Annotated in this window: 14 protein-coding genes and 1 pseudogene; 6 read left to right on the top strand and 9 right to left on the bottom strand. The window is 60.8% G+C overall.

What is annotated here, in order from left to right:
- Positions 1 to 126: 126 nt before the first annotated feature.
- The gene (gene sbcB / locus AC07OJ_RS26215) at positions 127 to 1,554 is read left to right on the top strand and encodes an exodeoxyribonuclease I (RefSeq protein WP_106802731.1); all 1,428 of its coding nucleotides are present in this window, start codon (positions 127 to 129) and stop codon (positions 1,552 to 1,554) included.
- A 90-nt stretch (positions 1,555 to 1,644) separates the two neighbouring features.
- Here the strand turns inward: sbcB and mvaT are convergent, their stop codons facing one another.
- On the bottom strand, positions 1,645 to 2,019 hold the full coding sequence (mvaT, locus tag AC07OJ_RS26220; protein WP_005790963.1) for a histone-like nucleoid-structuring protein MvaT: 375 nt from the start codon (positions 2,017 to 2,019) through the stop codon (positions 1,645 to 1,647).
- A gap of 348 nt (positions 2,020 to 2,367) precedes the next feature.
- On the opposite strand from mvaT, the gene purU reads away from it, so the two are divergent.
- The gene (purU, locus tag AC07OJ_RS26225; protein WP_106802733.1) at positions 2,368 to 3,216 is read left to right on the top strand and encodes a formyltetrahydrofolate deformylase; all 849 of its coding nucleotides are present in this window, start codon (positions 2,368 to 2,370) and stop codon (positions 3,214 to 3,216) included.
- Positions 3,217 to 3,343: 127 nt separating this feature from the next.
- On the opposite strand, the gene gpgF is transcribed toward purU, so the two are convergent.
- The 5 genes and pseudogenes from gpgF to AC07OJ_RS26250 form a co-directional block, all read right to left on the bottom strand.
- Positions 3,344 to 4,453 (bottom strand): glucosaminyl phosphatidylglycerol flippase, encoded by a 1,110-nt coding sequence (gene gpgF / locus AC07OJ_RS26230; protein WP_495095475.1) that lies wholly within the window; start codon positions 4,451 to 4,453, stop codon positions 3,344 to 3,346.
- Positions 4,450 to 5,193 carry an N-acetylglucosaminyl phosphatidylglycerol deacetylase gene (gene gpgD / locus AC07OJ_RS26235; protein WP_495095476.1) on the bottom strand — a complete coding sequence of 248 codons (744 nt, stop codon included), beginning with the start codon at positions 5,191 to 5,193 and terminating at the stop codon, positions 4,450 to 4,452. The genes gpgF and gpgD overlap by 4 nt, the downstream gene beginning before the upstream one ends.
- Positions 5,186 to 6,307 (bottom strand): N-acetylglucosaminyl phosphatidylglycerol synthase, encoded by a 1,122-nt coding sequence (gpgS, locus tag AC07OJ_RS26240; RefSeq protein ID WP_495095477.1) that lies wholly within the window; start codon positions 6,305 to 6,307, stop codon positions 5,186 to 5,188. Before gpgS ends, gpgD begins: the two co-directional genes overlap by 8 nt.
- Positions 6,308 to 6,441: 134 nt before the next feature.
- The gene (locus AC07OJ_RS26245; RefSeq protein ID WP_495095495.1) at positions 6,442 to 7,206 is read right to left on the bottom strand and encodes a methyl-accepting chemotaxis protein; all 765 of its coding nucleotides are present in this window, start codon (positions 7,204 to 7,206) and stop codon (positions 6,442 to 6,444) included.
- A gap of 93 nt (positions 7,207 to 7,299) precedes the next feature.
- A pseudogene (locus AC07OJ_RS26250) lies at positions 7,300 to 8,331 on the bottom strand (HAMP domain-containing protein); the annotation flags it as partial.
- A gap of 204 nt (positions 8,332 to 8,535) precedes the next feature.
- Between AC07OJ_RS26250 and AC07OJ_RS26255 the strand changes: the two are divergent.
- Positions 8,536 to 10,014: a helicase HerA-like domain-containing protein gene (locus tag AC07OJ_RS26255; RefSeq protein ID WP_065909853.1), complete on the top strand. Its 1,479-nt coding sequence runs from the start codon at positions 8,536 to 8,538 to the stop codon at positions 10,012 to 10,014.
- Between the two features lie 4 nt (positions 10,015 to 10,018).
- Here AC07OJ_RS26255 and AC07OJ_RS26260 read toward each other — a convergent pair whose 3' ends face one another.
- Positions 10,019 to 10,474 carry a DUF721 domain-containing protein gene (locus AC07OJ_RS26260; RefSeq protein ID WP_065908804.1) on the bottom strand — a complete coding sequence of 152 codons (456 nt, stop codon included), beginning with the start codon at positions 10,472 to 10,474 and terminating at the stop codon, positions 10,019 to 10,021.
- A 305-nt stretch (positions 10,475 to 10,779) separates the two neighbouring features.
- Here AC07OJ_RS26260 and secA point away from each other — a divergent pair, with 305 nt between their 5' ends.
- From secA to AC07OJ_RS26275, 3 genes are all read left to right on the top strand, one after another.
- Positions 10,780 to 13,515 carry a preprotein translocase subunit SecA gene (gene secA / locus AC07OJ_RS26265; RefSeq protein WP_065908805.1) on the top strand — a complete coding sequence of 912 codons (2,736 nt, stop codon included), beginning with the start codon at positions 10,780 to 10,782 and terminating at the stop codon, positions 13,513 to 13,515.
- Positions 13,516 to 13,638: 123 nt separating this feature from the next.
- The gene (gene argJ, locus AC07OJ_RS26270) at positions 13,639 to 14,856 is read left to right on the top strand and encodes a bifunctional glutamate N-acetyltransferase/amino-acid acetyltransferase ArgJ (protein ID WP_106802738.1); all 1,218 of its coding nucleotides are present in this window, start codon (positions 13,639 to 13,641) and stop codon (positions 14,854 to 14,856) included.
- Positions 14,857 to 14,875: 19 nt separating this feature from the next.
- Positions 14,876 to 15,820: a Nudix family hydrolase gene (locus AC07OJ_RS26275; protein ID WP_495095478.1), complete on the top strand. Its 945-nt coding sequence runs from the start codon at positions 14,876 to 14,878 to the stop codon at positions 15,818 to 15,820.
- A 127-nt stretch (positions 15,821 to 15,947) separates the two neighbouring features.
- Here AC07OJ_RS26275 and AC07OJ_RS26280 read toward each other — a convergent pair whose 3' ends face one another.
- A complete protein-coding gene (locus AC07OJ_RS26280) occupies positions 15,948 to 16,526 on the bottom strand; it encodes a cob(I)yrinic acid a,c-diamide adenosyltransferase (RefSeq protein WP_495095479.1) in 579 nt (192 codons plus the stop codon).
- Positions 16,527 to 16,528: 2 nt separating this feature from the next.
- A complete protein-coding gene (locus AC07OJ_RS26285) occupies positions 16,529 to 18,565 on the bottom strand; it encodes a sensor histidine kinase (protein WP_495095480.1) in 2,037 nt (678 codons plus the stop codon).
- Between the last annotated feature and the right edge of the window lie 45 nt (positions 18,566 to 18,610).

Below are 18,610 nucleotides of genomic sequence, written 5' to 3' on the forward strand. Positions count from 1 at the left end.
CTAGCAGCGTCGACGATGGAAGCAACCACTCAAGGTTTTGCTGGATGTTTGTACAGTGCAATGCGTGCTGGCCTCGAAGGCGGTTCAGCGCCTAGACTTTGCCGATCTTCAGTACAGGAATAGCCCGTGACCTCCATTTTCTGGTACGACTATGAAACCACCGGCATCAACCCGCGCAATGACCGCCCCCTTCAGGTAGCCGGTATCCGTACGGACCTGGACCTCAACGAAATCGGCGCGCCGGTCAATCTTTATTGCCAACCCAGCGACGATATCCTGCCACATCCCGCCGCGTGCGCGATTACTGGCATTACCCCGGCAATTCTCGCGGAAAAAGGCCTGGCCGAGGCGGACTTCATGACTCGCGTACACGCCGAACTGGCCGCCCCAGGGACCTGCGGTGCCGGTTACAACACCTTGCGGTTTGACGATGAAATGACGCGCTACAGCCTGTATCGCAATTTTTTCGACCCTTATGCGCGCGAGTGGCAGGGCGGTAACAGCCGCTGGGATTTGATCGACGTCGTTCGCACCGCTTACGCCCTGCGCCCGGAAGGTATCGAGTGGCCACAACAGGAGGGGCGCGTCACGCTCAAGTTGGAGCGCCTGACGGCCGCCAACGGCATCGATCATGGCCAGGCGCACGACGCATTGTCCGACGTGCGCGCCACGATTGCGCTGGCGCGGCTGGTGCGTGAAAAACAACCGAAGCTCTACGAATGGTTGTTCCAGTTGCGCAGTAAACAGCGGGTGATGGACCAGGTGCGCCTGTTACAACCCATGGTCCATATCTCCGGGCGCTTTTCCGCCGAGCGTCATTACCTGGGCGTTGTACTGCCGCTGGCCTGGCACCCGCGCAATCGCAATGCGTTGATCGTCTGCGACCTTGGGCTCGACCCCCAAGGGCTGCTGGACCTTGATGCCCAGGCCTTGCGCCAGCGCCTCTACACCCGGCGTGACGAGCTTGCCGAGGGCGAATTGCCGGTGCCGCTCAAGTTGGTGCATATCAATCGTTGCCCGGTGGTCGCCCCCCTGAATGTGCTGAGGGCTGAAGATCGAGAACGCCTGCACTTGGATATGACTGTTTATCAGGAACGGGCGCTGCGGCTAACTGACGCACAGGAACTTTGGCGCGATAAGTTGGCGCTCATTTATGCCGAGGAAGATTTTGCCCCGAGTGCCGACCCTGAACAGCAGCTTTATGACGGTTTTATCGGCGATCGTGATCGACGTTTATGTGAACAAGTCCGGGCAGCCGAGCCTGCGCAATTAGCACGCCAGCAGTGGCCCTTTGATGATCAGCGTTTGCCTGAATTATTATTTCGCTACCGTGCACGTAACTTCCCCGAGACCTTGAATAGCGAGGAGCAACAACGTTGGAAACTTTTTTGTCAGCAGCGTTTGTCCGACCCTGAATGCGGGGCCCCGAATACCCTCGAAGCATTTAAGCAGGCCCGGCAGGAGTTGGCTGTAAGTGCTACACCGTTTCAGTGTGAGGTGCTGGAGCAGTGGCAGCAATATGCCGATGATTTGGCCGCCCGGGTAAATGTGTAGTCCGTTTCATGGAGAACCTGCAGACAATAAAAAACGCCAGCAAGCTGGCGTTTTTAATGTGTCGCGGATCAGGCGCAAGCCTGGCGAAGCTTAGCCCAGCAGGGTAGCCCAGCCTTCAACCACGTCACCGCCCCACTTGGCTTTCCACTCTTTCAGGGTTTTGTGGTTGCCACCTTTGGTTTCAATCACTTCGCCGTTGTGCGGGTTTTTGTATTGTTTGACTTTGCGAGCACGCTTGGTACCGGTAGTTTTCACGGCGCCACGCGGTGCTTTAACTTTCGACTCTGGATCCAGCAGTGCGATGATGTCACGCAAGGATTTGGAGTATTCGCCCATCAGGGTGCGCAATTTGCCTTCGAATTCCAGCTCGGTTTGCAGTTTGTCGTCTTGGGACAGGTTCTTCAAACGGGCTTGCAGCTCTTTGATAGCTTCTTCGGTGGCACGGTATTCGTTGATCAGAGACATGTGGACTACCTTATGTAGAGCGCTGATTGACAGGGACAGTGACCTAATAATAGTCAGGCGGTTTGCCCAAGTAAACATTTAAGCGTGCATTTATGTGAATTGCGTTGAATGTTTTTAACAAACCTACGCAATCGAGTTAATTATTAGGTCGTAGACCTTAAGGTAATCGCCTGACAAACCGTGGAAGAATCCAAGGTACGCAGTAGATTCATATTAAGGTGGTAAAACCTTAGGCGATTAAGGGGCAAGGGCCAGGCCGGCGATCAGAATAAGCGTTAACGAATACTGCAGTTTTCCTGCGCAATCGCTAGAATGGCGGCCTTTGCGAAGTTCTGGAGTTTTCCCCTAATGCGCACTTTTCGGCTGGTGATTGCTTGCCCGGACCGGGTCGGCATCGTTGCCAAAGTCAGTAACTTTCTGGCTTCCCACAATGGCTGGATTACCGAGGCGAGCCATCACTCGGATAATCTCAGCGGTTGGTTCTTCATGCGTCACGAAATCCGTGCCGACACGCTGCCGTTTGGTCTCGAGGCTTTTCGCGAGGCCTTTGCGCCGATCGCCGAAGAGTTTTCGATGACCTGGCGCATCACCGACACCGAGCAGAAAAAACGCGTGGTGCTGATGGCCAGTCGCGAGTCCCATTGCCTGGCGGACTTGCTGCACCGCTGGCACAGCGACGAGTTGGACTGTGATATTGCCTGCGTTATTTCCAACCATGACGACCTGCGCAGCATGGTCGAATGGCATGGCATCCCGTACTACCACGTGCCGGTCAACCCGCAGGACAAGGAGCCGGCGTTCGCCGAAGTGTCTCGCCTGGTCAAACAGCACGAGGCCGATGTCGTGGTCCTGGCGCGCTACATGCAAATCCTGCCGCCGGAACTGTGCAGCGAATACGCTGGCAAGGTGATCAACATTCACCACAGTTTCCTGCCATCGTTCGTCGGTGCCAAGCCGTACCATCAGGCTTCCCTGCGTGGGGTCAAGCTGATCGGCGCAACCTGCCACTACGTCACCGAAGAGCTGGACGCCGGCCCGATCATCGAGCAGGACGTGGTGCGTGTCAGCCACAGCGACAGCATTGAAGACATGGTGCGCTTCGGCCGCGATGTCGAGAAGATGGTGCTGGCCCGAGGGCTGCGCTACCACCTGGAAGACCGCGTGCTGGTGCACGGCAACAAGACCGTCGTGTTCTGATTGACGCGTTGTGATTGAAGAATGAAGGGCCTGGGCGTTAAATCGTCCCAGGCCCTTTTTCTTTGCCTGCCGTTGAGGATTTTGACCATGAGCGATCCACTCGATAAAGCCACCTCCAAGGCGCCCGCTACCTTGGGCGAAGGCTGTCTGAGTCGCTATGACCCGGACGCGCTGGATGCGGAGGACGGTACTGACTTTCCTGGGGCCGCCCAGTTGTGGGAGCAGTTGCAGACCCCGGACGTGCCGTCTGGGCCCGCTGAAAAAGACGCTTGAGCAAAGGCTTGCCAACCATCAGTAGAAATACCGGCCCGCCGGCCAGCAGATAAAAGTAATACGTTACGGCCCGCCAGATCAGGATTGCCGCCGCTGCGGTGGATTTGCCGACCATGGGCGCCAGTAACGCCGCGGAGGTCAATTCCGCAGCCCCCGCCCCGCCAGGCAGCAGGCTGAATTGCCCGGCCGTCAATGAAAGCATCTGGATCAGAAAGCTCCAGGCCCATTGCACATCCCCGCCCAATCCGCGTAACGCCAGATAGAGCACGCTGTAGCGCAGGGTCCAGTGCGCGCTCGTGAGAAAAAATACGCTTATCAACGTAGACCACGGCAATTTCAGCGTGTCGGTGAATGCCGCCAGGAAGCGCAACAGCCTGCGCGCCCAGCGTCGACGAACCTTTGGGCGCACCCGTAGTTGCTTGAGGACCGCGCCCGTCACGCGGATGGCCTGGCGGTGAAAGCTCACCAGCAATACGCCACAGAACAGCCCACCCACCATCGACACAGCGCTGAGCTCCAGCAGCCATTCCAGTCGCGGGTTCAGGGTGTGGAAAAGGGCATACAGCGCAATGCCCGTCAGTGCGCATAAAAAGAACAGCAAATCGCTCAACTGGTCCATGGCAAACACCGCGCTGCCATGGGCTGGTCGTATGCCGTTGCGCGCGAGCAACGCCATCAAGGTCAGTGGGCCGCCACTGCCACCGGGGGTGGCGCACATGGCGAACTCGGTCGACATCACGACACCGAGGCTTTTCACACGGCTCAGTTGGCCGATGTGCTCACCCAGCAGCAGGCGCAGGCGCAGGCTGTTGATCACCCAGCACAGTACGATCATGGCGAACATGGCCAGTAACAGTTGCCAGGGGAATTGCACCAGGCGCGCCACGGTTTCACCGCCGCCCAGCCACGCCGGAATAATCAGCGCGACGATCAGCGCCAGCAACAGCCAGAGCAAGCGGCTCATGGTTGGGAAGCCAGCCAGGCCACTTTGGTCATAGGCGTGCGACCCGCGTCCAGCAGGCGTTGCAGCGTTTCGAGCCAATAGCGGCGGGAAAAGTCGTGGCGCATGTCCACCGGATGCAGGCCCAGGCGAATCACCGGGGCGTTTTGCCAGCGTTGCTCGCGGCGGTCGCTGAGGATTTTGGACACGCCCCGGCGCCAGCTGCTGCGCGCACTCCACACCAGGCCGGGAGCCGCCACCGGGGTGAAATCCGGCAGCCGATACAGGTGTTGCGGATCACTGGTGTAGCTCAGGGGTAATTGGCGCAAGGCTTCACGGGTGCCTGGGCTCATCAACCAGGCCGGTGCGACGAAGCCGTGGAGGGGCCAGTGGTTTTCGCGAAATACCTCGATACCTTTATGCAGACGTTCCAGGGCTTGGGCTTCTGACAGCTGGTAAAACTCACCTTCGTGGGTATAGAGGCGTCGCATGAACCAGTCTTTTGGCGTGCGCGGCGACGGTTGGTCGTCGCTATGGGAGTAGCCATGCAGCGCCAGTTCATCGCCCCTGGCGACGCGGCTGTCGAGCAGTCGCCGAAACTCGCCTGCGGCGGGCAAGGCATCCTGATGATGAAAGTCCGGCACCACCAGCCAAGTGATAGGCACCGCGCCCAGCGCGTCCACCGCTTCGACGAAGGGGCGGTAGTCGACCCAGTTGTGCGGCGCCACGTCGTGCAATACCAGCAAGACCGAACGCTCAGCCATGGCAAAGCATCGGCTTGTGGGTACCGAGTACCGCGCAGTAATGGCCGAGCAGGCTGTCGACCACCTTATCCCACGCGTAATGGTGTTCTACATGCCGCCGGGCCTGCGCACCCAGGCGTTGGCTGTCGACGCTGAACAGTTCGCGCACCGCGTCGGCCATCGCCTTGGGATTGTTCGGCGTGCACAGCAGGCCGCAGCGCTCGTCGACAATTTCATTGAAGGCCCCGGCGGCCACGGCGATTACCGGGATACCGCAGGCCATCGCTTCGAGGATGACCAGGCCAAAGGTTTCCTGATCGCCGCCATGCAGCAGCGCATCGGCGCTGGCCATCAAGCGCGCGACATGCGCGGCCGGGCGGAAGCCGTCGATCACCGTAACGTTGTCCGGCACGCTCGCGGGCATGCCAGACCCGACCAATAGCAGGTGGTAGCCATCGCCCAGGCGCTTCATGCAGTTGAGCAGCACCGGCAGATTTTTCTCCTTGGAGCCGCGCCCGGCGAAGATCAGCAGGCGCGTGTCTTCACTGATCCCCAGTTCGGCGCGCAAGCCGGGATCGCGGACCTCGGGTGTGAAGGTTCGCAGGTCCACGCCCAACGGCTGAACGAAGACGTTCTTCACGCCAAGCCCGGTGAGTTTGTCGGCCATCACCTGGCTGGGAGCCAGTACCCGGTCAAAATTCCCATAGAGTTTGCTGACATAGGCTTCAACGTTCGGGGTAAACCACGGCCCCATGCGGTTGCTGACCAGCAACGGCAGATCGGAGTGATAAAAGCCGATGACCGGTACATCCAGCTGGCGCCGAGCATCCAGTGCGGCCCACGCGGTGAGATAGGGATCGCCGACTTCGATCAGATCGGGCTGTAGATCGTGCAGGACGTTTCGCCATGGCGCCAGGCGCAGCGGGAATCGATAGCCTTTGCCGAAGGGCAGGGCGGGGGCCGGTACCTGGTACACCCCATCCTGTTCGCTTAAGTGGGCGCCGGGGATCAACAGGCTGTGCCGAATGCCGGGCTTGAGCGTCAAGCGTCGGTGCTTGGCGTCCAGATAAGTCCGCACGCCGCCGCTGGCTGGGGCGTAGAACATGGTTATGTCAGCGATATGCACGATGAACATCCCTCCGATCCATTGCTCTCCTTAACGTGGACCTGAGGTAAGGATAGATGTTCGATCGGGATGAGTGTGTCGTCGCAGACAACGACCACGCAGGAGCGGGCAAGCCCGCTCCTGCAGGGGTTGGAGGATTTCTGTCAGATCCGGAAGCTGCCAACCAGTTGCTTCAGCCTGGCCGCCTGCTGTTCGAGGTCGGCACAGGCGCGCAGGGTCGAGTGCAGGTTTTCCACACCCTCCTGGTTAAGCGTGTTGATCTCGGTAATGTCCATATTGATCGACTCCACCACCGAGGTCTGTTCCTCGGTCGCAGTGGCCACCGACTGGTTCATGCCATCAATCTCGCCGATGCGCTGCGTCACGCTGTTCAAGCGCTCACCGGCCAGGTTTGCGATTTCCACGCTGTCATTACTGTGGCGCTGGCTTTGGCTCATGGTGCTGACCGAGTCGCGGGCCCCGACTTGAAGCTCCTCGATCATTTTTTGCACTTGCTGTGCCGATTCCTGGGTGCGATGCGCCAGGTTGCGCACTTCATCGGCCACCACCGCAAAACCACGGCCAGCCTCGCCTGCGCGGGCGGCTTCGATGGCCGCGTTGAGGGCCAGCAGGTTGGTTTGCTGGGAAATGCTGGTGATGACCTCGAGAATCTGGCCGATATTCACGGTCTTGCTGTTGAGCGCTTCGATGTTGCCGCTGGAGGCGCTGATCATCGCCGACAGCTCTGTCATCGCCTTGATATTGCGCTCCACCACCTGTTGGCCGTCCTCGGCCAGGTGCCTGGCGTCGCTGGCCTGGCTGGAGGCCTGTGCGGCGTTGCGCGCGATTTCATGGGCGGCGGCCCCGAGTTCATTGATGGCGGCGGCGACACTGTTGGTGCGGTTGGCCTGTTCATCGGAGTTGACCATCGAGGAGTTGGACGCGCTGACCACCCGCAGTGCCACTTCATTGACCTGTTCGGTGGCCGAGGACACTTCGCGGATCGATGTGTGAATCCGCTCCACGAAGCGGTTGAACGCGTTACCCAGGGTGCCGAACTCGTCGTTGTTATGGATCGCCAGGCGGCGGGTCAAGTCACCTTCGCCGTCGGCAATGTCCTGCATGGCGCGGGTCATCACGTGCAGCGGTTGCAGGAGTACGCGGATCAGCATGCCCAGCAGGGCGATGATGATCACCACCGCAATGATCGTCGCGATCACCGCCGAAGTGCGGAATTCGCTGAGCATGGCGAAGGATTTGTCTTTATCCACCGAAATACCCAGGTACCAGTTCACCGAGGGCAGGCCCTTGATCGGGATGAAGGTCGCGATGTTGTCTTTGCCGTTGGCCTCGACTTCGCTGAAATCGCTGCTGATTTTCGGCGTGTTTTTTGGATACACATCGGCCAGGGTTTTCATCACCAGGTCTTTGTTCGGGTGCACCAGCACCTTGCCGTCGGCACTCACCAGGAACGCATAGCCTGTACCGCCGAAGTTCAGCGCGCCAATGTTATCCACCAGGGTCTGCAGGCTCAGGTCGCCGCCGACCACGCCGATGCTCTGGCTGCCCCGGTTGCTTGGGGTGGCCACGGAAATGATCAACTTGCCGGTGGCGGCATCGATGTAGGGCTCGGTCAAGGTCGAGCCGTTGCTGCTCTGCGCACCTTTGTACCAAGGCCGCACGCGCGGATCGAAGCCGTCCGGCATCTTGGTGTCGGGGCGGATGGTGAACGCGCCCTTGCTGTCGCCGACGTACGTTGCCATGAAGGCGCTCGTCAGTGCTTTCTGCTCCAGCAGGCTGGCGACCACAGATGGTTCGGGGTTGGTGGCGATGTTCTGTGCGGCGTTTTCCACCAGGGCGATGCGCCCGTTCAGCCAGGTCTGGATGTTGCTGGCAGTGATATTTCCCATCTCATGCAGGTAATTGTTGAGATTGTCGCGAATGGCGTTGCGCTGCAGGTAGTCGTTGTAGAGGGTAAACACCGCGAACGCGGCGATGACGATAAGGGAGGCTGCAAGCAGGATTTTGTGGCTGAAACGCAGATTTTTATTCATGGCTTGTAGGGTCCGCTAAGGTCTTAATATCCGAAGCGCGTCCTTATGGGAGGCGCAAAATGGCAGCGTCAAAAAAGGTGTGATACTTCTTGCGGTAGCGCTAAGGGTCCCTGTCGGAACTATCTGACCTATTTTTGGACTTTGTGGGTCTCACACTTGCCTGTATCGACCTGGCGACACTAAAGATTAACCATGGGTGACGAAATGCCTGACTCCTCGCAACTCCTCATTGGCGCAGACCTGTCTGGCCAGCCGATTGCCCAGGCCATGCGCCTGGCCAACCGCCACGGGCTGATCGCCGGCGCTACCGGCACGGGCAAGACCGTCACGTTGCAACGCCTGGCTGAGGCTTTCAGTGACGCGGGCGTGGCGGTGTTTGCCGCGGATATCAAAGGCGACCTGTGTGGCCTGGGTGCGGCGGCGAACCCCCAGGGTAAGGTGGCTGAGCGGATCGCCGGGATGCCGTTCCTCCATTACACGGCCAAGGCCTATCCGGTGACGTTGTGGGATATCCACGGGCAGTCCGGTCATCCGTTGCGTACGACCATCAGCGAAATGGGCCCGTTGCTGCTCGGCAGTTTGCTGGAGCTCACCGACAGCCAGCAGTCGGCGCTTTACGCGGCCTTTAAAGTGGCCGACCGCGAAGGCTTGTTGTTGCTGGACCTCAAGGACCTCAAGGCACTGCTCAACCACCTGCGTTATCACCCGGAACTGCTCGGCGAAGACGCGGCATTGATGACCACCGGTTCCAGCCAGGCCCTGTTGCGGCGCCTGGCGGTGCTGGAGCAGCAGGGCGCGGAGGCGTTGTTCGGCGAACCGGCGCTGCAGCTTGAAGATATCCTGCAGCCCACGGGCGACGGGCGCGGGCGCATTCATCTGCTGGATGCCAGCCGCCTGGTGCATGAGGCGCCGAAGGTGTACGCGACGTTCCTGTTGTGGCTGCTGGCGGAACTGTTCGAGCAACTGCCCGAACGCGGTGATGCGGACAAACCGCTGCTGGCGCTGTTTTTCGATGAGGCGCATTTACTCTTCGCCGATACGCCCAAGGCCTTGCAGGACCGCCTGGAGCAGGTCGTGCGACTGATTCGTTCCAAAGGCGTTGGCGTGTATTTTGTCACCCAGTCGCCGGGCGACCTGCCGGACAGCGTGCTGGCCCAGCTCGGCCTGCGCATCCAGCATGGCTTGCGGGCGTTCACCACCAAAGAGCAAAAATCCCTGCGCGCCGTCGCGGAGGGTTTCCGGCCAAACCCGGCATTCGATGCCTTGGCGGTGTTGACGGAGTTGGGCACGGGTGAGGCCTTGGTGGGCACCTTGCAGGAAAAGGGCACGCCGGAAGTCGTCCAGCGTGTGCTGGTCGCGCCGCCGCAATCGCGGATCGGACCACTGAGCGAGGCCGAGCGCGCCGCGCTGGTCGCCAGTTCACCGCTGCTGGGGCGCTACGACAAGCCGATCGACCGTGAGTCTGCCTACGAAGTGTTGATGGCGCGCAAGGAGCTGGGGCCGACCGAAGAGGCCAAGCCCGCCGCCGAGGAGCCGAGCTTTACCGACAAGGCCGGCGCGTTCCTGGGGACCACGGCAGGCAAGGCGCTGAAATCGGCCATGCAGCAAGCCGCCAATCAGATGGGGCGGCAGTTGGTGCGTGGGTTGTTGGGCTCGCTGCTGGGCGGCAGCAAGCGCAAGTAACGGCTCAGGCCTTGGGCTTGGCGTGGGCGGCCAGGCGCTCAAGCGCTGCGCGCAGGCCCGGGTCGCTGATGCCGTCGGCCGTTGCCTGAATGGTTTCGGCGGCATTGGCCGACAAATCCATGGTATGCCCCACCGCGCCTTGCTGGACGGTGGGCGGTTGCACCTTGAACTGGATGCGCATCAGGCTGGCGAACTCATCAAACGCCATCAATTGACGCTGCAGGCGTTTTTGCTGATAGCGCAAACGGGTCGCCCAATGGCCGTCAGTGACGATTAAAAGCAAATTGCCTTCACGCCAGGACGCCACATGACAATGTTCACGTGCGGCCGGTTGCAGTTGGCTTTCGAGCAGGCGTTGCAAATGGCCCAAGCGTTGCGCGTGGCCAAAGATGGCTTTCAACGGCTTGGCTTCGCGAAGCAACACGCCGGGAGCGCGGGCTGTAAGAGGGCGAAATGCCATGATTAGACACCTTAAGTAACAGAGCCGCCATCTTAGCAGAAAGCGTCTGCACGCCCCCAGGCAATGCATCGCCGGGGCCGTGCCCGGCAAATCAATAGGTAACTTCTGCATCCGATGGGTTGAAGTTCCGCCAAAAGCCCTTATTTTAAACAAGCCCTCTCACAGCCCCATGCCAGCATCGGGGAACAACGCCACTTTCCTCACCCACGAATCCGGGTAGAATGCGCGTTCGCATGCGGCCGTGAGGGCTGCTCGGGCCACTGACGGTGCGCCCTCCATCCCTATGTGTGGAAGAACCTGCCGATATGTTTGCGCCTTTGTTAAAGAAACTTTTTGGAAGCAAGAATGAGCGCGAAGTCAAACGCATGCTCAAGACGGTGCAGCTGGTCAATGCCTTCGAAGAGCAGATGGTTGCCCTTTCGGACGAGCAATTGCGCGCCAAGACCGAAGAGTTCAAGGCCCGCATAGCCAAAGGTGAAACCCTCGACAAGCTGCTTCCCGAAGCCTTTGCGGTTGCCCGTGAAGCCGGTAAGCGTGTCATGGGCATGCGCCACTTCGACGTCCAGTTGATCGGCGGCATGACCTTGCATGAAGGCATGATTGCCGAAATGCGTACCGGTGAAGGCAAGACCCTGGTGGCAACCCTGGGCGTTTACCTCAACGCACTGTCCGGCAAGGGCGTGCACGTTGTGACGGTGAACGACTACCTGGCTCGCCGGGACGCCAACTGGATGCGCCCGCTGTATGAATTCCTCGGCCTGACCGTCGGCGTGGTAACGCCGTTCCAGCCGCCGGAAGAGAAGCGCGCCGCCTACGCTGCCGACATCACCTACGGTACCAACAACGAATTCGGTTTCGACTACCTGCGCGACAACATGGCGTTCAGCATGGAAGAAAAATTCCAGCGCGAACTCAACTTTGCCGTGATCGACGAAGTCGACTCCATCCTCATCGACGAAGCACGTACCCCACTGATCATCTCCGGCCAGGCCGAAGACAGCTCGCGCCTGTACACCGAGATCAACAAGTTGATCCCGCGCCTGGAGCAGCACATCGAGGAAGTGGAAGGCGTGGTGACCAAAGAAGGTCACTTCAGCATCGACGAGAAGACCCGCCAGGTCGAACTCAACGAAGCCGGTCACCAGTTCGTCGAAGAGATGCTGACCCAGATCGGTGAGCTGGCCGAGGGTGAAAGCCTGTACTCGGCACACAACCTGGGCCTGTTGACCCACGTGTATGCCGGCCTGCGCGCCCACAAGCTGTTCCATCGCAACGTCGAGTACATCGTCCAGGACGGCCAGGTTGTGCTGGTCGACGAACACACCGGTCGTACCATGCCGGGTCGTCGCCTGTCCGAGGGCCTGCACCAGGCCATCGAAGCGAAGGAAAACCTCAACATCCAGGCCGAAAGCCAGACGTTGGCGTCCACCACCTTCCAGAACTACTTCCGTCTGTACAACAAACTGTCCGGCATGACCGGTACGGCTGACACCGAAGCGTTCGAGTTCCACCAGATCTACAACCTGGCCGTCATGGTCATTCCGCCGAACAAGCCTCTGGCGCGTAAAGACTTCAACGACCTGGTGTTCCTGACTGCCGAAGAGAAGTACGCGGCAATCATCAACGACATCAAGGACGGCATGGCCCAGGGCCGTCCGATCCTGGTGGGTACCGCCACCATCGAGACTTCCGAGCACGTGTCCAACCTGCTCAACAAGGAAGGCATCGAGCACAAGGTCCTCAACGCGAAGTTCCACGAAAAAGAAGCCGAGATCATCGCCCAGGCCGGTCGCCCAGGCGCACTGACCATCGCCACCAACATGGCCGGTCGTGGTACCGACATTCTGTTGGGCGGCAACTGGGAAGTGGAAGTGGCCTCGCTGGACAACCCGACCCCTGAGCAAATCGCCCAGATCAAGGCCGACTGGCAGAAACGTCACCAGGCCGTGCTGGAATCCGGTGGCTTGCAGGTGATCGCGTCCGAACGTCACGAATCGCGTCGTATCGACAACCAGCTGCGTGGTCGTGCCGGCCGTCAGGGTGACGCCGGTTCCAGCCGCTTCTACCTGTCCCTGGAAGACAGCCTGATGCGTATCTTCGCCTCGGACCGGGTGAAGAACTTCATGAAGGCCCTGGGCATGCAGTCCGGTGAAGCGATCGAGCACCGCATGGTGACCAACGCCATCGAGAAAGCCCAGCGCAAGGTTGAAGGCCGCAACTTCGACATTCGCAAGCAGCTGCTGGAGTTCGATGACGTCAACAACGAACAGCGTAAAGTGATCTATCACATGCGTAACACGTTGCTGGCCGCCGACAACATTGGCGAGACCATTGCCGATTTCCGCCAGGACGTGCTCAACGCCACCGTCAGCGCACACATCCCGCCACAATCGCTGCCTGAGCAGTGGGATGTCGCCGGCCTGGAAGCGGCGTTGAAGAGCGACTTCGGTGTCGACTTGCCGGTCCAGCAGTGGCTCGACGAAGACGATCACCTGTATGAAGAAACCCTGCGCGAAAAACTGATGGCCGAATTGCTGGCCGCGTACAACGAGAAAGAAGAGCAGGCGAGTGCCGAAGCACTGCGCACCTTCGAGAAGCAAATCGTTCTGCGCGTGCTGGACGACCTGTGGAAAGACCACCTGTCGACCATGGATCACCTGCGTCACGGTATCCACCTGCGTGGCTACGCCCAGAAGAACCCGAAGCAGGAGTACAAGCGCGAGTCGTTCACGTTGTTCTCCGAGCTGCTGGATTCGATCAAGCGCGATTCGATTCGCGTGCTGTCCCATGTTCAGGTGCGTCGCGAAGACCCGATCGAGGAAGAAGCTCGCCTGCGTCAGGAAGCCGAGGCACTGGCGGCGCGCATGCAGTTCCAGCACGACGAAGCGCCGGGCCTGGAAGCCCCTGAGGTATTGGGCGAAGAGGTCGATGTGGCCCTGGCTCAAACCCCGGTGCGCAACGAGCAGAAGCTGGGCCGCAATGAGCTGTGCTGGTGCGGTTCGGGCAAGAAGTTCAAACACTGCCACGGCGAAATCAACTAAGATTTTTGCCTGACGCTGCAACACCTCGCGCCGCGACCGGCTTTTGCCGTCGCGGCGTTTTGCCATTAATTTCACCGTCGATCGCGACGGCACAGACATCACCTATTTTTAAGGAGCGCATTCATGGCTGTTGGTCTTGGTCCTTTGCCCACATTGCACCCGGTTGCCGGTTTTGAGCTTGGTATCGCTTCGGCCGGCATCAAGCGCCCAGGGCGCAAGGATGTAGTGGTGATGCGCTGTGCCGAAGGCTCGACTGTCGCGGGTGTATTCACCCTCAACGCCTTTTGCGCTGCACCGGTGATCCTGGCCAAGCAACGCGTTGCCGGCCCGATCCGTTACCTGCTGACCAACACCGGGAATGCCAACGCCGGCACCGGCGAGCCGGGCCTGGTGGCCGCTGCACGTACCTGCGCCAAGCTGGCTCAGTTGACCGGCGTGGATGCCAGCCAGGTGCTGCCGTACTCTACCGGTGTGATCGGCGAGCCGCTGCCGGTGGAAAAAATCGAAGGCGCCCTGCAAGCCGCGCTGGACGACCTGTCTGTGGATAACTGGGCCGCAGCGGCGACCGGCATCATGACCACCGACACCCTGCCAAAAGGCGCCAGTCGCCAGTTCGTGCACGATGGCGTGACCGTCACCGTGACCGGCATCAGCAAGGGTGCAGGCATGATTCGCCCGAACATGGCCACCATGCTCGGCTACATCGCCACCGACGCCAAAGTCTCCCGCGACGTGCTGCAGCGCCTGATGCTGGACGGCGCCAACAAGTCGTTCAACCGCATCACCATCGATGGCGATACCTCGACCAACGACTGCTGCATGCTGATTGCCACCGGCCAGGCCAACCTGCCGGAAATCACCTCTACCGAAGGCCCGCTGTTCGCTGCCCTGAAGCAGGCCGTGTTCGAAGTGTGCATGGACGTGGCCCAGGCCATCGTGCGCGACGGTGAGGGTGCGACCAAGTTCGTGACAGTTGAAGTCAACGGCGGTGGCAACCACCAGGAATGCCTGGATGTCGGCTACACCGTGGCCCACTCGCCGCTGATCAAGACTGCGCTGTTCGCTTCCGACCCGAACTGGGGCCGGATCCTCGCCGCCGTCGGCCGTGCCGGCGTGCCGGACCTGGACGTGAGCAAGATCGACGTGTTCCTCGGCGACGTGTGCATTGCCAGCCGTGGCGCCCGCGCCGAAACCTACACCGAAGCCCAGGGCTCGGCGGTGATGCAGCAGGAAGAAATCACTATCCGTATCGAGTTGGGGCGCGGCGCGTGCAGCGAAACCATCTGGACCACCGACCTGTCCCACGAGTACGTGAAGATCAATGCGGAATACCGCACCTGATAGCAAAGAGGAAAGCGCGGTGAAACGAGTGCATGTAGCAGCAGCGGTGATCCGCGGTGTCGATGGCAGGATCCTGCTCGCGCGCCGTGCCGATACCCAGCATCAGGGCGGTCTCTGGGAGTTTCCCGGGGGCAAGGTGGAGGCCGATGAGTCGGTCGCCACCGCGCTGTCGCGCGAATTGCAGGAAGAGCTGGGTATCCAGGTCACCGCGGCGCGGCCGCTGATCAAGGTGCAGCACGACTACCCGGACAAGCAGGTGTTGCTGGATGTCTGGGATGTCTCGGCGTTTACCGGCGAGCCTCATGGTGCCGAAGGGCAGCCGCTGGAGTGGGTGGCCCCGCGGGATTTGCTCAGCTATGAGTTTCCCGCAGCGAACGCGCCCATCGTGGCTGCTGCGCGCTTGCCGGCCGAGTACCTGATCACCCCGGGCGAGCTGGAAACCCCGACGTTGCTGCGCGGCATCCAGAAAGCCATCGCTGGCGGCATCAAGCTGATCCAATTGCGTGCACCCAACGGCTACGACCCTAAATACCGTGATCTGGCGGTGGATGCGGTAGGCCTGTGTGCGGGCAAGGCGCAACTGATGCTCAAGGGCCCATTTGAATGGCTGGGGGATTTCCCAGCAGCCGGTTGGCACATGACTTCGGCGCAGCTGCGCAAGTACGCCAGTAAGGGGCGGCCACTGCCGAAGGATCGCTGGTTGGCAGCCTCGTGCCACAACGCCGAAGAGTTGGCGCTGGCAGAAATGATGGACGTGGATTTTGTCACGCTGTCGCCCGTGCAGCCGACTCAGACGCATCCTGATGCCCAGCCTTTGGGTTGGGAGCAGGCGGCAGAGTTGATCCGTGGGTTCAGCAAGCCGGTGTTTCTGCTGGGCGGGGTAGGGCCTGCGGAGCGGAAACAGGCTTGGGAAGCCGGGGCTCAGGGTGTGGCTGGAATTCGGGCGTTCTGGCCGCAGGTTTGAAGCTGTTCTGACGGGCCTCTTCGCGAGCAAGCCCGCTCCCACATTCGATCGGATTCCAACGCTGGAATGCATTCAAATGTGGGAGCGGGCTTGCCTGCGACAGGGCCAACCAGGCGCTAAATAATCATCAGTGTGGCTTCGCCGCTGCCTGCCACAGAATCTCGGCTACCCCCTGGCGCTTGGCGATTATCCTGGCTGCCACAAACAGCAAATCCGACAGCCGATTGACATACGCCAACCCCACCCCCTCCAGCGGCTCAATCGCATTCAGATGCTGACACCGCCGCTCCGCGCTGCGCGCCAGGCTGCGGCACACGTGGGCCTGAGCGATCAACGCCGAGCCACCGGGCAAGATAAAGTTTTCCAGCGGCCCGACTTCCTCGTTCCAGCGATCGATCGCTGCTTCCAGCCGATCCACCTCTGCTGCATTCAGCGCCTTGTACACCGGCATGGCCAGTTCACCGCCCAGGTCAAACAGGCGATGTTGGCACGGGCTCAGCACCTCGATCACCTCCTTGAGCGCCGGGTGCTGGCCGCTTTGCTCTTCCAGGCTGGCGAGGAGCAAACCCAACTGGCTGTTGAGCGTATCGACTTCGCCAATCGCCTCCACGCGCGGGTGGTCCTTGGGCACGCGGCGGCCATCGCCGAGGCCGGTCTCGCCCTTGTCGCCAGTGCGGGTGTAGATCTTCGACAGGCGAAAGCCCATGGTCAGTGCTCCAGTTCGGTTAGTTCGTAAGGTGGCAGTTGGCTGCCGGCCAAGGGCAGGCGCAGGGTGAAACAGGTGCCTTGGCCGAGGGTGGAATGCACTTCCATCTGGCCCTTGTGGTTGTTGGTGATGATGAAATATGACACTGACAGCCCGAGGCCGGTGCCCTGGCCGATTTCCTTGGTGGTGAAGAACGGCTCGAAGGTCCGTTTGCGCACGTTTTCGCTCATGCCGATGCCGTTGTCTTCGACCTGGATCTCCGCCCACGGCGGGTTGAGGCGCGTGCGCAGGATGATGCGCCCCGGCTCGCTGTCGTCTTCGCGCAGGTGAATGGCCTGGGCGGCGTTCTTCAGCAGGTTGAGCAGCACTTGCTCCAGCTCGTTGGCCGTGCCGGGTACCGGACCCAGTTGCGGGTCGAACTGGCGGATGATGGCCTGGCCCTTGAAGTCGAAACCGATGGTCAGGTCGAAGTCGTTGCCGGCAATTTCCACCGCCTGGTCGATCAGCGCCGGTAGATCGCAAGGCGCCATTTGTCGGTTGCTGCGGCGGCTGAAGCTGAGCATGTGGGTGACGATCTTCGCCGCCCGCGCCCCGGCTTGCTGGATGCCGTCGAGCAGTTGTGGCACTTCGCGACTTTGCAGGTAGCGATTGACCCTCTCCAGCTCGATGCCCACCTGTTCGGCATGCTCCAGGTTCTTGGGGAGATCGGATGACAGCCGGCGGCGAATGTTCTGCACGTTGTGCAGGATTGCCCCCAGCGGATTGTTGATTTCGTGGGCCATGCCGGCAGCCAGGCCACCCACGGAAAGCATCTTCTCCGACTGCACCATCATTTCTTCCAGGGACAGGCGCTGGGTGATGTCGTCGATACGGATCACCACGCCGCGCCCGGCACCGCCGGTCAGCGGGTAAAAGGTCAGGGCGTAATGCTTGGGCTCGTCGTCCTTGATCCAGGTGACGCGTTCGATGCGCTCCACCGTGTGTTGTTCGACCGTGGCCTTGATCTGCGGCAGGTACGGCTTGAGCGGTTGGAAGGCCAGGTAGATCGGCTGGTTCAAGGCTTCATCCAGGCGCGTGCCGGAGAGCGCGCTGGCTTCCTGGTTCCACTGCGTGACGTAGAGCTGCTCGTCCAGGGCGATCAGCGCCGACGGCATCGAGTCGATGATGCTGTTCAGATAATTCTGAAAGCCGGTGAGCTTTTTCTCGATCTTGCTGCGAACCTGGACTTCCAGTTCGAGCTTGCGGTTGGTGTGGCGCGTCTCTTCGGCCAGGCCCTGTGCCTGATCGTAGGCGGCCTGGGAGTCGTCGCGCGCGCGCTTGAGCTGTTGCTCGCGGGCTTCGATACGCGACAGCATGGTGTTGAAGGCTTCGGCAAGGCTGCCGATTTCATCGTGGTTGCCGCGCCCGGCGCGCAGGGCGTAGTTCTCTTCGCGGGTGACCTGGCGTGAGAGTTCTTCCAGTTCATGGATCGGCCGGGTGATCAGGCGTTTGATTTGCCGGGCGATGACCAGCCACAGCAGCACACTGAAAATCAGGATGCCCAGGCTGGCCGTCAGCGTGCCGGTGTAGAAGGCCACCGGCAGTTCGCTGCTGGCCACCAGCAGCAGATGCCCTGATGGCTGGCCCGCGCGGGGCAGGGTGATGATCTGGTTACTGCGAAATTCAGTGACCCGCCAGGCCTCGATATGCCGGTAGTTGTCCGGCAGGTGCAGGCGGTCGCCGTGTTGCATCTGCGCCAGGCAGTTGCCCTCTCCGTCGTACAGCGCTGCGGCGCGCAACGGCGAATAGCTGGTCAGCTCATTCAGCAGCGCGTCGGCTTTAGCGGGGGATTCGAGGGCTTCGGCGGCGAGGGCCGGGTTGGACACCAGCCGGCCGATTGCCTGCAGGGCCTGGGGCGCCATGCTTTCCTGCGAGATCCAATAGGCGGCGCTGATAAAGGTCAGGTTGGCCACCAGCAATACGGTGGTCAGCAACACCAGCAAGGCGGCGAGCAGTTTCTGCCCGACCGGTAGGTTTTCTAGACGCTGGCGCAGCGGCATCAGGGTTTTCCCAGGTGATAGACAGGCGGGCAGGGTAGCGCGTGG

Source organism: Pseudomonas sp. GW821-FHT09C08, assembly GCF_059418125.1.

Coding starts and splice junctions, on each gene's coding strand:
- mvaT (WP_005790963.1), bottom strand. CDS start 2,019: ATGTCTCTGATCAACGAATACCGTGCCACCGAAGAAGCTATCAAAGAG.
- purU (WP_106802733.1), top strand. CDS start 2,368: ATGCGCACTTTTCGGCTGGTGATTGCTTGCCCGGACCGGGTCGGCATC.
- gpgF (WP_495095475.1), bottom strand. CDS start 4,453: ATGAGCCGCTTGCTCTGGCTGTTGCTGGCGCTGATCGTCGCGCTGATT.
- gpgD (WP_495095476.1), bottom strand. CDS start 5,193: ATGGCTGAGCGTTCGGTCTTGCTGGTATTGCACGACGTGGCGCCGCAC.
- gpgS (WP_495095477.1), bottom strand. CDS start 6,307: ATGTTCATCGTGCATATCGCTGACATAACCATGTTCTACGCCCCAGCC.
- AC07OJ_RS26245 (WP_495095495.1), bottom strand. CDS start 7,206: ATGGTCAACTCCGATGAACAGGCCAACCGCACCAACAGTGTCGCCGCC.
- AC07OJ_RS26255 (WP_065909853.1), top strand. CDS start 8,536: ATGCCTGACTCCTCGCAACTCCTCATTGGCGCAGACCTGTCTGGCCAG.
- AC07OJ_RS26260 (WP_065908804.1), bottom strand. CDS start 10,474: ATGGCATTTCGCCCTCTTACAGCCCGCGCTCCCGGCGTGTTGCTTCGC.
- secA (WP_065908805.1), top strand. CDS start 10,780: ATGTTTGCGCCTTTGTTAAAGAAACTTTTTGGAAGCAAGAATGAGCGC.
- argJ (WP_106802738.1), top strand. CDS start 13,639: ATGGCTGTTGGTCTTGGTCCTTTGCCCACATTGCACCCGGTTGCCGGT.
- AC07OJ_RS26280 (WP_495095479.1), bottom strand. CDS start 16,526: ATGGGCTTTCGCCTGTCGAAGATCTACACCCGCACTGGCGACAAGGGC.
- AC07OJ_RS26285 (WP_495095480.1), bottom strand. CDS start 18,565: ATGCCGCTGCGCCAGCGTCTAGAAAACCTACCGGTCGGGCAGAAACTG.